At 37.1% G+C, this 13,565-nt stretch carries 14 protein-coding genes and 1 pseudogene; 7 read left to right on the top strand and 8 right to left on the bottom strand.

Annotated features, from left to right (window positions below; all coding sequences use genetic code 11):
• Positions 1-119 precede the first annotated feature (119 nt).
• Positions 120-275, top strand: a pseudogene (locus AAIE21_RS09115) (IS4 family transposase); the annotation flags it as partial.
• Between the two features lie 239 nt (positions 276-514).
• On the opposite strand, the gene AAIE21_RS09110 reads toward AAIE21_RS09115, so the two are convergent.
• A complete protein-coding gene (locus AAIE21_RS09110; protein ID WP_343266463.1) occupies positions 515-1,777 on the bottom strand; it encodes an ammonium transporter in 1,263 nt (420 codons plus the stop codon).
• A gap of 247 nt (positions 1,778-2,024) precedes the next feature.
• On the opposite strand from AAIE21_RS09110, the gene AAIE21_RS09105 reads away from it, so the two are divergent.
• Positions 2,025-3,299: an alpha-amylase family glycosyl hydrolase gene (locus AAIE21_RS09105; protein WP_343266484.1), complete on the top strand. Its 1,275-nt coding sequence runs from the start codon at positions 2,025-2,027 to the stop codon at positions 3,297-3,299.
• Between the two features lie 223 nt (positions 3,300-3,522).
• Here the strand turns inward: AAIE21_RS09105 and AAIE21_RS09100 are convergent, their stop codons facing one another.
• Positions 3,523-4,014, bottom strand: a complete 492-nt coding sequence (locus AAIE21_RS09100; protein ID WP_001040142.1) for a YajQ family cyclic di-GMP-binding protein — start codon at positions 4,012-4,014, stop codon at positions 3,523-3,525.
• A gap of 143 nt (positions 4,015-4,157) precedes the next feature.
• Here AAIE21_RS09100 and AAIE21_RS09095 point away from each other — a divergent pair, with 143 nt between their 5' ends.
• Positions 4,158-5,024: a CvfB family protein gene (locus tag AAIE21_RS09095; protein ID WP_343266462.1), complete on the top strand. Its 867-nt coding sequence runs from the start codon at positions 4,158-4,160 to the stop codon at positions 5,022-5,024.
• A gap of 179 nt (positions 5,025-5,203) precedes the next feature.
• Here the strand turns inward: AAIE21_RS09095 and prsA are convergent, their stop codons facing one another.
• Together prsA and AAIE21_RS09085 are read right to left on the bottom strand one after the other, a co-directional pair.
• Positions 5,204-6,055, bottom strand: a complete 852-nt coding sequence (prsA, locus tag AAIE21_RS09090; protein ID WP_343266461.1) for a peptidylprolyl isomerase PrsA — start codon at positions 6,053-6,055, stop codon at positions 5,204-5,206.
• 507 nt (positions 6,056-6,562) lie between these two features.
• Positions 6,563-6,694, bottom strand: coding sequence for a DUF3941 domain-containing protein (locus tag AAIE21_RS09085; RefSeq protein ID WP_343266460.1), 132 nt, complete (start codon positions 6,692-6,694; stop codon positions 6,563-6,565).
• 107 nt (positions 6,695-6,801) lie between these two features.
• Between AAIE21_RS09085 and AAIE21_RS09080 the strand changes: the two genes are divergently transcribed.
• Positions 6,802-7,659 (top strand): YitT family protein, encoded by an 858-nt coding sequence (locus tag AAIE21_RS09080; RefSeq protein WP_343266459.1) that lies wholly within the window; start codon positions 6,802-6,804, stop codon positions 7,657-7,659.
• A gap of 26 nt (positions 7,660-7,685) precedes the next feature.
• On the opposite strand, the gene AAIE21_RS09075 is transcribed toward AAIE21_RS09080, so the two are convergent.
• From AAIE21_RS09075 to AAIE21_RS09065, 3 genes are all read right to left on the bottom strand, one after another.
• Positions 7,686-7,883, bottom strand: coding sequence for a DUF3813 domain-containing protein (locus AAIE21_RS09075; RefSeq protein WP_343266458.1), 198 nt, complete (start codon positions 7,881-7,883; stop codon positions 7,686-7,688).
• Positions 7,884-8,024, bottom strand: a complete 141-nt coding sequence (locus AAIE21_RS09070) for a competence protein (protein ID WP_343266457.1) — start codon at positions 8,022-8,024, stop codon at positions 7,884-7,886.
• Between the two features lie 100 nt (positions 8,025-8,124).
• Entirely contained in the window at positions 8,125-8,934 is an 810-nt protein-coding gene (locus AAIE21_RS09065; protein ID WP_343266456.1) for a Cof-type HAD-IIB family hydrolase, read from the bottom strand.
• Between the two features lie 494 nt (positions 8,935-9,428).
• Here AAIE21_RS09065 and AAIE21_RS09060 point away from each other — a divergent pair, with 494 nt between their 5' ends.
• Both AAIE21_RS09060 and clpB read left to right on the top strand, forming a co-directional pair.
• On the top strand, positions 9,429-9,608 hold the full coding sequence (locus AAIE21_RS09060; RefSeq protein ID WP_343266455.1) for a YjzC family protein: 180 nt from the start codon (positions 9,429-9,431) through the stop codon (positions 9,606-9,608).
• A gap of 197 nt (positions 9,609-9,805) precedes the next feature.
• Positions 9,806-12,406 carry an ATP-dependent chaperone ClpB gene (gene clpB / locus AAIE21_RS09055; RefSeq protein WP_343266454.1) on the top strand — a complete coding sequence of 867 codons (2,601 nt, stop codon included), beginning with the start codon at positions 9,806-9,808 and terminating at the stop codon, positions 12,404-12,406.
• A 34-nt stretch (positions 12,407-12,440) separates the two neighbouring features.
• On the opposite strand, the gene AAIE21_RS09050 is transcribed toward clpB, so the two are convergent.
• Entirely contained in the window at positions 12,441-12,623 is a 183-nt protein-coding gene (locus tag AAIE21_RS09050) for a YjzD family protein (protein WP_343266453.1), read from the bottom strand.
• A gap of 156 nt (positions 12,624-12,779) precedes the next feature.
• Between AAIE21_RS09050 and AAIE21_RS09045 the strand changes: the two genes are divergently transcribed.
• The gene (locus AAIE21_RS09045) at positions 12,780-13,514 is read left to right on the top strand and encodes a lipase family protein (protein WP_343266452.1); all 735 of its coding nucleotides are present in this window, start codon (positions 12,780-12,782) and stop codon (positions 13,512-13,514) included.
• The last annotated feature ends 51 nt before the right edge of the window (positions 13,515-13,565 follow it).

Raw genomic sequence — 13,565 nt, 5'->3', positions numbered from 1 at the left:
CTCACCCCTAGTAAAAAAACGAGTATATATTAGGGGTCTTTGGTATGCATGATAACAAGTACTTGTTCATTCTGATATTCACTCCAGTAAAAACCTAAAAATACAGGTTGACTAATCGTAAGAAAAACACCCAAGAGCTATCAAAGGTGTTACTTCGCCTGTTCAATCTCATACAGCAAAACGGGCGGAAATCTCATCGATATGAGAAAAAAACGGTCTTTGATATATTAGGTGTCGTTTACAATTGTACCATGTCTGATAATCAAGCCGCTTAATTCAAAAAAGTGAAACCCGTTAGGGTTTATTTCGTATGCAAATCTTTCAATCAACTAAATTTGCCCTTTAGAAAAAAGAAACAATCTCGCCTAAAATTGACTTTGTATAAGCTTAGCTTGATGGTGATGGGGTGCTACCAGCAAATTAGAAAAATCTTAAGCTAAGTAAAAAGGTTTATCTCGTATTAAAAAAGAGATAAACCTTTTCTATTGTACAAGTTATATACTGATAAAATGCCTCACTTAGCCTTTTTCTGCATTGCCACCTCACCCAGTGATTTCTCACTATACTCATAAGCTTTCTCCCCATGCATCGAAATATCGAGTCCCATTTGCTCTTCATGCTCATGCACGCGAACAGGAAGGAAAAAGTTAATCGCTTTAATAATGGCGTATGTCATTACGATTGTAAAAGCGTATGTTGCTCCAATTGCGACAAGTTGTTTCCAAAGTAGCGCGGCATTTCCGTAAAATAATCCGTCAGCACCGCTGCTATTTACAGAAGTGGTTGCGAATAGTCCAGTTGCAATACCGCCCCATGTACCACCGATGCCGTGACATCCGAATGCATCAAGTGCGTCATCATATCCAAGTTTATGTTTTAAAAAGAAGACAGCTCCGAAACATAGAACCCCTCCAATCGCTCCGATTAAAAGGGCGGAGAATGGAGTGACAAATCCGCAAGCTGGCGTAATCGCAACGAGACCTGATACTGCCCCGCAAGCGGCTCCCATTACAGTTGGTTTTGATTGGAAGAACCATTCTGCTAAAATCCATGTTAAAGCAGAAGCTGCTGCTGCGGTATTTGTATTAATGAATGCAGTTAGTGCTACATCGTTTAGTGTAAGGGCACTACCAACGTTAAATCCGAACCAACCAAACCATAATAAGCCTGCGCCTAGAAGTGTAAATGGTAGATGGTGAGGGGAAGGGCCGTTTATGTCTTTTCGTTTCCCTAGGAAAATGGCTAATACAAGTCCAGCAACCCCTGATGTGATATGGACAACGTTACCCCCAGCGAAATCTAATGCACCGAGTTCGCGAAGCCAACCGCCAACGCCCCATACCCAGTGCGCAACAGGGTTATAGACAATTGTCGTCCATAAAAGAATGAAAATAAGAAAAGCAGAAAATCGCATTCGTTCAGCGAAAGCTCCTGAAATTAACGCTGGAGTTAAAATTGCAAACATAAGTTGAAACATCATAAATAAATTGTGTGGAATAGTAGCGGAGTAGTCTGGATTTGGTGCGTAGGTTACGTTTTGTAAGCCGAACCAATCTAATGTACCAATGATGCCGTTCCAATCTGGGCCGAATGATAAAGAATAGCCGATAAAGATCCACTGAATTGAAATAATCGCCATTGCACTATAGCTATGCATTGTTGTACTCAGTACATTTTTGCTGCGAACCATCCCGCCGTAAAAAAGTGCCAAACCTGGCGTCATAATCATAACCATTACCGTCGCTAAAAATAAAAACACAGTATCTCCCATATTCATTCTTTTCCCCTCCTACAATGTTATAAAATATTACATTTAATGTTATGTTTCATATCATATTCAATAATTAATAAAAAATCAACCTATTTTTCAGAAAATTTTAAATTTTATGTTAGGAAATCTAACATGAATTTTATGTAAGTGCGGTTTGTTCGAAAAATTGATATACTATTCTTACAATTAGAAAGAAGTTGGGGGATATTCTGTGAAGAAGATGTGGAGAAGAGGAGTGTTGATTTGTTTTTGTATGATATTTGCTTTTTTGGCGCCTATGCATACATTAGCGGAAGAAAAAAGAGAGTGGCAAGATGAAGTAATCTATTCTATTATGGTGGATCGTTTTAATAATGGAGATGCAAAAAATGATAAACAGCTTGATGTCGGGAATTTAGAAGGATACCAAGGGGGAGATATACAAGGAATTATAAAGCGAATAGATTATATAAAGGACATGGGATTCACCGCGATTATGCTTTCGCCAGTTTTTAAAAGTGAAACGTATGATGGACATGGTACGGTTGATTTTCAAAAAGTGAATGAACATTTTGGATCAGTGCAAGATGTGAAACAACTCGTGCAAGAAGCACATAAACGAGATATGAAAGTTGTATTTCAATTTGTTGCAGAAAAAGAGAAAGAAAGTCTTATTGATTCGATCAAGTGGTGGACGAAAGAAGCGGATATAGATGGAATTTATCTTCTCCGCAGTAAAGAAATATCTCGTATTTCTTTAAATGAAGTAAAACAAAGTGTTCAAGGAATGAAGAAAGATTTCCTCGTTATGACTGATGGGGAAGCGGATATACATAATGAGTATTATAAGCACATAACAGATGTCTTCGCGAAATCGGACACGTCTATTAAACCGCTTTATGACGCTAGTTTAATAGAAAATGGTAAAGTGACAAGTGCTTTTGTAGATAGTCAAGATACGAAGCGATTTGTCAGAATTGCGAAAGAGAACGCAAACTATCCGCCATCGCGTTTAAAATTAGCGCTTGCGTATTTATATACATCACCAGGGATACCGATTGTTTATTATGGAACGGAAATCGCGCTTGATGGCGGGGATGTACCGGATAATCGGCAGTTAATGGATTTTAAAACGGATGAAAAGTTTTTACAATATGTCACGAAATTAGGGGGTATTCGTCAGGATTTTCCATCTCTCCGCCGCGGGACATTCGAGTTGTTATACGATAAGGCTGGAATGAGCGTACTAAAAAGAAAGTATAAAGATGAAGTGACACTTGTTGCGATTAATAATACAAAAGAGACGCAGAAAGTTTCATTTTCTGCTAACGAGGTAGGGAAAGATCGAGAATTAAAGGGATTGTTGGAAGATGAAATCATTAGAGAAGAAGACGGGAATTATTATCTCGTATTGAAGCGAGAAGAAGCAAATGTATATCAAGTGAGAGAAAAAACGGGGATTAACTGGGTGTTTGTATCTTTACTAGTTTTAGTAAATGTTTTATTTATTGCATTTTTAATTGCTGTAAAGAAGCGGAAGAAATCATAAGGGTGGGCATATTTTTGTGCGTCGTATATTGTGTATAGCTATTGCTATGAAAGCAAAAGGAGGTCTCCACTCATTATCTCCTTTTGCTTTCATGCAGCATGGGGCTAAAAAAGACCATGACTGCTTCTATGCATAGGTGGACGCTCTCTCTCCAAAAAAAGGTTTCAATCAGTTTTTTAAATGCTAAAAGAAAAAAATCCTCCGAATAGAGGATTTTTTTCTTTTAGCGATAGTTAATGAATTGTACATCAATTGGTAAATCTGCACTACGAACTGCTGCGATTACTGCTTGTAAGTCATCACGGCTTTTCGCTGTTACACGTACTTGGTCATCTTGTACTTGTGTTTTCACTTTTAATTTTAGCTCTTTAATGATGTTGTTGATTTTTTTTGCGTTGTCTTTATCGATACCTTGCTGCAGTGTTGCACGTTGACGTACTGTGTTACCAGTAGCACTTTCCACTTTTCCGTAGTCCAAGTTTTTAATTGGTACTTCGCGTTTAACTAGTTTTGAAATAAGAACATCTTTTACTTGTTCTAATTTAAACTCATCATCAGAAGTTAAAATAAGTACTTCTTTTTCTAATTTAATATCACTTTTGCTTCCTTTAAAATCATAGCGATTTTGAATTTCTTTTAATGCGATGTTAATAGCATTTGTTACTTCTGGTAATTCTACTTTTGAAACGATGTCAAAAGAACTATCTTTTGCCATAATAAGCACCTCCAAATTAAATTCCACCTTCTATTATAGTTAAATTTGGGCAGTTGGACAAATAAAGGAAAAATCGTGTTATAATGAAGCTTTCTTTGGAATGATAAAAATATACTTTATATATAGAAGGGAATTAAAAATATATGTATTTACAACCAGGATCGATTGAACAGGTAACTGTTTTACGTGAAACGGAAATTGGATATATGGTCGGATTTGATGATGAAGAGGGCTATGAAGAAGTATTTCTACATAAAAACGAAGTAGCAGGAGAAATCGAAGAAGGCGATGAGATTGATGTATTTTTATACCTTGATCATAAAGAACGAATTTCTGCCACAATGAAGACGCCGGTAATTACAGTACATGACTGGAACTGGGTGAAAGTTGTAGAAGTAAAACCTGATCTAGGTGTATTCGTTGATATCGGTGTTTCTAAAGATATCTTAATCCCAGCTGATGAGTTTCCGATTTATATGCCAGTTTGGCCAGAAGAGGGCGACGAATTATATTGTACATTAAAATTGACAAATCGCGGCCGTCTGATCGCTCTTCCAGCAAGAGATTCAGATATGCAGGAAATCATTGTAGATGCAACGCCATCTATGCGTAATAAAAATGTGAATGGACGCGTGTATCGCTCGCTTCAAGTTGGTTCATTTGTATTAACGGATGAGCATTTCCGTGCCTTCCTGCACCATACAGAAAGAAAAGAGCAAGTTCGTATTGGTGAACGTGTAACAGGTCGTATTATTGATGTGAAAGATGATGGTACGATTAATATCTCACTTCTTCCGCGTAAAGAAGAGGGAATGGAAGATGATGCTGCGGTGGTTTATGAGTATATGGAGACGCGCGGAGGCGCAATGCCGTTTTGGGATAAGAGTCATCCAGAAGACATTAAAGAACGTTTCAATATGAGTAAAGCAGCATTTAAACGTGCACTTGGTAAGTTGATGAAAGAAGAAAAAGTTTATCAAGAAGAAGGTTGGACTTACTTTAAGAAATAAAAAATCAGAACAAGCGTGTAGCTTGTTCTGATTTTCAGAGTGTTGGGAAACAGGAGTCAGCAAGCTCCTGTTTTTTGTTGTTATGTGTCGGAACGTCGATATCCTTTGTCGAATCGCCGATGGAATTCTATTTACTAAATATTACCAATAGATACTAACCTAATTTGTCGCTAGATTTTTCATTGCCCTGAAAGACGAGAGAATGTATCTTTCAAATCATTATCTTTTACTTTAATATCAGCTTTTTTGAATTCGTCTAACAATATTTTTTGGCCAGCAGTTTGATCTGCTAAGCGCTGTTCTTCGAGAGTTTTACGAATAGAATCTTTTACTTCATCATATGGTTTTAACTCTTTTTCATCAGTCAGTTTAATAATGTGGTAGCCGTTTGATGATTTGATTGGTTTGCTAATTTCACCGACCTTTAATTTATAAGCAGCGTCCTCAAATTCAGATACCATTTTACCTGGACCAAAGTATCCAAGGTCTCCGCCATTCTCTTTTGAACCTGGATCCTCAGACTTTTGTTTTGCTAGTTCTTCGAATGACGCACCTTCATCTAGTTGTTTCTTAATGTCATTGGCTGTTTTTTCGTCGCTTACTAAAATATGACTAGCTTTAATTTCAGGTTTATAGTTTGCTTTTACATCTTTATCTGTAATGCTTTTCTTAATGGCTTCGTTCATTGCTAATTTGAACCTGATTTGATTTTTAAAGTCATCTTCATCTTTTAAACGGTTACTTTCTAGTACCGTTTTGAATTGATCACCAAATTGTTCTTTTGCCTTTTTTAATTCTTTATTCACTTCATCATCAGATACTTTATATTTTTTGGTAATGATATCTTGTGCCATCATTTCATATAACGTATCTTTCCCGTACCGTTCTTTTAATTGTTTGTCAAAATCACCTTTTGTAATGGTTGAAACTTTTGATGTTGCAATTGCCTCTGAGCTATCTTTTGAGCCACAAGCAGATAGCATTAACGTTCCAAGCGCAGCTGTGGCCATCAATAATTGTTTTCCTTTCATACTAACACCTCATCTAATTATGTTGTTGTTATTGTAAAATAGTGAAGTGAACATGAAGTGAAATTGAGATGTTTTTCGTGAAATGAAAAAGTACATCAACAAGATTGTTGATGTACTTTATAAATCCATTTTGATTTTCCGGCATATAATCCGCTGCTATGAAGAACAAAAGGTAATCGCTATTTGCTTTCTCTTTTTGTTTTAACATGGCATGGGACAGAAAAAGGATCTGACCGCTTCTATGCGTAGCTGGATGCGCTCTCCTGCCTAAAAAGAGGGTATGTTAAGAAGTAATCTTTTTGTTACTGCCCAACACACCCTCTTATTTACATACAGTTATAACCAGCAAAGTCTATTTGCGGCTGTGAAACCAAAAGCAGACTTGCACTCATAATCTCTTGTTGTTTTAGCGTGGCATGGGGCAAAAATAGGCCCTGACCGCGTCTATGCAAGATCGGATGCTCTCTCCCACTTAAAAAGGAAGGTTTTCTGTCGGTTTCTTAATAATTAAAGGTGATCTGTTTTTTTAGAATAGGTACGTTTTCCTTGCTGGATATTTTTTTGTTCCTGTTCATTTTTTAGCGTGCGCTTTGCATTATTATCGCGTGCTTTTTTGTCGTTATCGCTCGTGTGTGGCATACGTATCAACTCCATTTCTAAACGGTTGTACGTTTATCATTTCCGTTTTCGTAAAGACTATGTATGCAGGTAGTGGTGAACTCATGATCTATAAAGGTGGATGGAATATGGATTTGAAATTAAATTATGCTGAATTAATAAAGAAACTAATTGTTGTTATTATTGCAGGTTTATTAAATGCGATTGGAATGAACTTGTTTTTAACACCAGCAAAAGTATATGCGAGCGGTTTTGCGGGATTGTCTCAATTGCTTTCGCAAGTATTAAACGATTTTGCATCGATTCACATATCAACTGGGGTACTTTTTGCTTTATTCAATATTCCGGTTGTTATTTTAGCTTGGAAAAAGGTCGGGAAAGCGTTTACGTTATTTAGTTTTTTATGTGTTGTATTTATGACACTGTTTTTAGAAATTGTGCCAGTGAGGGCTGTCTCAAATGATATTATATTAAACGCCATTTTCGGAGGGATTATTTCAGCGATAGGAGTCGGAATTGCTTTGAAATGGGGGGCTTCCACAGGTGGTTTAGATATCATCGCAATGATTTTATCAAAAGTGAAAGATAAGCCGGTTGGAACGTATTTCTTTTTCTTTAATGCAATTATTATCATTGCAGCTGGCTATATGTACGGTTGGGAAAAAGCGTTATATACATTAGTAACGTTGTATGTGTCAACACGAATTATCGATGCGATTCATACACGTCATGTGAAAATCACAGCGTTTATCGTTACGAAAAACGGTGTCGATGTAAGGAAGGCGATACAATCTCGTTTAGTAAGGGGGATTACAACTGTGCCAGCTACAGGGGCATATACAAATGAAAATAAAGAAATGTTAATGATGGTGATTACGCGTTATGAATTATATGAATTAGAACGGATTATTAAACAAGTAGATCCAGGAGCGTTTACAAATATAGTCCAAACCGTTGGGGTGTTTGGATTGTTTAGAAAAGATTAAAGAGGACCAATTTTGGTCCTCTTGTTTTAATGCGTGTTCGTAATGTCTTGTAGTTGCTGTTGCATTTCGCGCAGCTGAACCTTTTCAGCTGTTGAAGAGTTTGCATAAGCAGACTGCAAAGCGTTTTTTGCTCGATAAACAAGCTCTTCTTGTTCAGCACCGCTAGAACAAGAAACGGCACTAGAAACAGCATCTCGCGCTTGCTGAAATAATAAGTTACCCATTTAAACCCCTCCGAGAGAAGAGTTGTTTCGTTCTTTTTCTGCATCAGCTAATGTACCGCGGTACGGGAATCTTGCAGCATGCTGCATGACAGCATCGGCCCCTTGTTGGGTGAAACGTTTTGATTTGTTCTTTTTACCCATTCGTAATTCCCCCTTATTTAGCAGAAAATGACTGACGCATTGATGCGTCTGATTATAGTATGAGCGTTTTGCGGTAAACTATAAGTAGGGAATTTTTAGATTACAATCCAAGAACCTCTTCTAAATAAAGAGCAATGCCGTCTTCTTCGTTTGTTAATGTCGTATGGTTTGCGAGTGACTTTAATTCAGGGATAGCATTTCCCATGGCGATGCCGTGACCTGCATATTCGATCATCTCAAAATCATTATCTTCATCACCAAAAGCGATGATTCGTTCCTTTGGAATGTTATAATAACTAGAAACTTTTTGAAGTCCAATTGCTTTATTAAGACCACTTTTTACAATTTCGATAATCGGCCAAGGAGCACCCCATTTACGGTGATCAATTACTTCGGCATGCATATCTGTTAAATGCTGACGAATAGCAGTTGATTGTTCATCCAGTGCATCAATTAATAAACATGTTGGATGATCTTGTAAGATGTTTAGTAAGTCTCCTGTAAAAATATTTGGAGAGCCAAATTCAAATATATGTTTTTTATCCTCATCAATTTCGCGAACATATACATCATCAATTACTTCCGCATAAATGTTTTTTACGCCAAAATCAAAGCAAGCGCGAACGATTTCTTGTGCAGTGGAAAGTTCAAGAGGAGAATGGTGTGTTCCCCAATTTGCATCAAGAGGGTGATGAACATAAGCGCCATTAAAGTTAACAATCGGTGTATTTAAACCAAGTTCTTTATAATAAGCGTGACTAGCACGAAATGGACGTCCTGTTGAAATGACAACAACATGTCCTTGTTCTTTTGCTTTTTCAATTGTTTTCTTTGTTCGTACAGAAATGATTTTATTGTCAGTAAGTAAAGTGCCGTCTAAATCTAATGCGATTAAATGTTGTTTTTTCATGTTTTCACCTCTTATGAAAATTTTTTTTGTTTCTATCTGTATTTCCGTTGTAATATGCAGAAATAAGAGGTTGGAAAGTGTATAACGAAAAGACCATGAATGGAAGTTTCGTTATATATTCATCTTACGCCCGGAAACATGTTAGTGTCCACTATTTCCTACCAAAAATCAGAAAAGTCAATGATTTTTTCGAAAGTTCAAATAATGTTTCTTTCATTTTGTACAAATTGTGAAAAGGGTTACATTACGCACGTAGCAAGACGTATAATAAAAATGTAATCTTCTCGTATATGTTTGACTCTCCTTTGAAACTGGCCTGGAATAGGTCGGTTTCTTTTTTTTCAACAAAAGCTGCTTTTTCTCCTGCGTTCATATGTAAATCCATACATATGAACGGTAATCAAAAATATGACTCGTTTCCTAAACATAACAGAAAAGCTTTTTTTAAAATGGGCATACTAACGGTGTAAAGATGTCATGGAAGGAGAATGAAGATGGGACAAAATCGTAGGTTTCATTCTGGGCAGAAAGCACCGAATGATGGAATATATGTAGAAATTGGTGAAACAGGGAGTATGGTGAAAGATCCGCAAATGGTAAAATTAACTGCTGGTGAAAGATTTCCTGAAAATACAAATCAGAATCGTCAGTGGACATATAAAAGAAAACCGTAAGAGAAGCCGCAATTTATATTGCGGCTTTTGTGATTGGAGAGCAAAGGTATACATACTTTTTTGGAAACAAATTTCATAATCAAATTTATTGTATAAAAAAGACAATTGGCGTATAATCAAATCAAAGGTCAAAGAAAGTCAAAAAATCAAAAAAGGTCAGATACCAAGGGGATTTCAATGTTTGGAGGTTTGTGAAGATGGACTTAAATCAAATGACGACGAAAACACAGGAAGCGATTATGAGTGCCCAGTCTTTAGCGGTATCTCATCATCATCAAGAAGTAGACACTGTTCATCTATTACTTGCATTACTGGAGCAGCAAGATGGATTGGCAGTACGTATTTTTCAAAAAATGAATGTTAATATAGAACAATTTACGAAAGAAGTGGAAAGACTCGTTCGAAAAAAGCCGTCGGTTACAGGGAGTGGTGTAGAAGCTGGCAAAGTATATGTGACAAATGCTTTGCAGCAATTGCTTGTTAAGGCAGAAGCTGAAGCGAAAAAATTGAAAGATGAATATATTTCAGTGGAGCATATACTACTTGCCTTTTGTGAAGAGAACAGCGATATAAAACGTTTATTTACAACGTTCCAGATAACAAAGAATGAGCTCTTACAATCGTTAATGGAAGTTAGGGGGAATCAAAGAGTGACTAGTCAAAATCCAGAAGTAACATATGAAGCATTAGAAAAGTATGGCCGTGATTTAGTGGCAGAAGTAAGACAAGGAAAAATTGATCCTGTCATTGGACGCGATAGCGAAATTCGCCGTGTTATCCGCATTCTTTCGCGTAAAACGAAAAATAACCCTGTATTAATTGGTGAACCTGGGGTTGGTAAAACAGCGATTGTGGAAGGATTAGCGCAGCGGATTGTAAGAAAAGATGTACCGGAAGGATTAAAAGATCGAACAATTTTTGCATTAGATATGAGTGCGCTTGTAGCTGGAGCGAAATTCCGTGGTGAGTTTGAGGAACGTTTACAAGCTGTATTAAATGAAATTAAAAAAAGCGAAGGTCGTATTCTTTTATTCATTGATGAGCTCCATACAATTGTTGGTGCTGGTAAAACAGAAGGAGCAATGGATGCAGGGAATATGTTGAAACCGATGCTTGCGCGCGGTGAACTTCACTGTATTGGGGCGACTACTTTAGATGAATACCGAAAATATATTGAGAAAGATCCAGCATTAGAGCGTCGTTTCCAACAAGTGTTAGCTGAAGAACCGACTGTCGAAGATACAATTTCTATTTTACGTGGTTTAAAAGAGCGTTTTGAAATTTATCATGGTGTAAATATTCATGATCGCGCGATTGTAGCGGCGTCTGTATTATCAGATCGATATATATCTGATCGCTTTTTACCAGATAAAGCAATTGACCTTGTTGATGAAGCGTGCGCAACAATTCGAACAGAAATTGATTCCATGCCAACAGAATTAGATGAAGTAACGCGCCGCATTATGCAGCTAGAGATTGAAGAAGCTGCTTTAGGAAAAGAAACAGACCGTGGTAGTCAAGAACGACTCAAAACATTGCAACGTGAATTATCTGATTTAAAAGAAGTTGCACATGGAATGCGAGCGCAGTGGCAAAAAGAAAAAGAAGAAATCCATAAAGTTCGTGACTTAAGAGAACACCTGGAACGCCTGCGCCGTGAGTTAGAAGAAGCAGAAGGAAATTACGATTTAAATAAAGCAGCTGAGCTTCGTCATGGTAAAATTCCAGCAATGGAAAAAGAGTTAAGAGAAGCTGAAGAGGCGGGAACGCATAACGGGCAAGAGAACCGTTTGCTTCGCGAGGAAGTAAGTGAAGAAGAGATTGCCAATATTGTTTCACGTTGGACAGGAATTCCAGTTGCGAAACTTGTAGAAGGTGAACGTGAAAAACTGCTTCGTTTAGAGCAAATTTTATCAGAGCGTGTGATTGGGCAAGAGGAAGCAGTGAGTCTTGTAGCAGATGCGGTTCTTCGTGCTCGCGCGGGTATTAAAGATCCAAATCGTCCAATCGGTTCGTTCATTTTCTTAGGACCTACAGGTGTGGGGAAAACAGAGCTTGCAAAAACATTAGCACAATCTTTATTCGATAGTGAAGAACAAATCATCCGCATTGATATGTCTGAGTATATGGAGAAACATGCCGTGTCTCGCTTAATTGGAGCTCCTCCTGGATATGTAGGTTATGAGGAAGGTGGACAATTAACAGAGGCGGTACGTCGTAAACCGTATTCCGTTATTTTATTAGATGAAATTGAAAAAGCGCATCCAGAAGTATTTAACATTTTACTGCAAATGTTAGATGATGGACGTATTACAGATTCACAAGGGCGAACAGTAGATTTCAAAAATACCGTTATTATTATGACATCTAATATTGGTTCAGGGTATTTGTTAGAAGGTTTACAAGAAGATGGAACAATTAAAGAAGAATCAAGAGAACTTGTGATGGGGCAACTAAGAGGTCATTTCCGTCCGGAGTTTTTAAACCGTGTGGATGAAATTATTTTATTTAAACCACTTACAACAACTGAAATTAAAGGCATCGTTGATAAAATTGTCAAAGAGTTACAAGGACTTTTAGTAGACCGTCATATTACAGTGGAATTAACGGACTCTGCAAAAGAGTTTGTTGTAGAATCTGGATTCGATCCGATGTACGGGGCACGTCCGTTAAAAAGATATGTACAGCGTCAAATTGAAACGAAATTAGCAAGAGAATTAATCGCAGGGACAATTACTGATAATAGTCATGTCGTTGTTGATGTGGAAAATAATGAACTAGTTGTTCATGTTAAATAAAAAAGAGTTCGGATTCAATCCGGACTCTTTTTTATTAGTGCTGTTCTACTGGTTCGTTTGGAATTGCTGCTGCAATTGTCATTACAAGTATAGCGAGAACAATTGAGAATTTAGACGCTAGCGCGAAATCGTATACACCGCCAGTCATAGAGCTAATTACGTAGCTCATCATATGTACAAGCATAAACGACCAAATAAAGGCCCAAATTACACGCATCTTTTCACACCCCTATTCGTACAATCTGTCTATATTGTAACACAATTGAAAACAGAATATAGAAAAATATTTGTGGATTTTTCAACGCAAATTTGTATTCTGTTCATACATTATAAAAGAGTAGCTTTTATGTTTAGAAAATAAGGCGGGAGAATAATGAGTGTTACGGAACGTTTTTTTTACTTAGAACAAGAACCATGTGTAATTTATTTGCCAGAGAAGCCGAATGGATTCGGTGTTATGCTTCTTGGTGATTACAATTATTTTATTGAGAATGGTACAAGTTTATGGACGCAGCATGCGGGGCGAGCTCATTTTTTAAATGGGCTGATAGAAAATGGATATACAGTTTTTTCATCCAATTTATACGGAAGACATTGGGGGAATGATCAAGCAGTTCGTTTAGCGAAGCGTTTGTATCATGTTGTGATGAAAAAAGAAACACTAAACGAACAAATTCATATTGTTGCAGATGGAATGGGGGCGCTTGTGGCTCTTGAAATGATGACTCGTTATCCAGAATGTATTCGATCTGTCGTGATGCTGACCCCATGCTTAGATTTGCCCGCGCATGTGGAATTTGAAAAAGAGCATAAATTTTTTTATAAAAGGTTAGTGAAAGAATTATCGCTTGCGTATGATGTGAAGGAAGCGGAGTTAGAAGCGAAGATTTCTAAGAAATCCTTTTCTTATTTACCTTCTTGTGTGCCTGTGAAAATATTTGTATCCACACAAGAACAAAAAGCGCGTAAGCAGTTATTACGTGAATATGAAAAAAAACGAATAAATGAAAATTGTGAGACATCACTATCGTTTCATTTACAACATGTAAAATATAAAATGGTTCAACATACATGTCGTTTCTTTAAAAAGTATGAAGAAGAATTATGAAGCTCCCATATACATAGATGAGGAGCTATTTGTTTAGAGTGAGAAAGGGCT

This window comes from Paenibacillus sp. 102 (assembly GCF_039549175.1).
Lineage (GTDB): Bacteria > Bacillota > Bacilli > Bacillales > Bacillaceae_G > Bacillus_A.
This window is presented reverse-complemented; position numbering and strand designations above follow the sequence as displayed.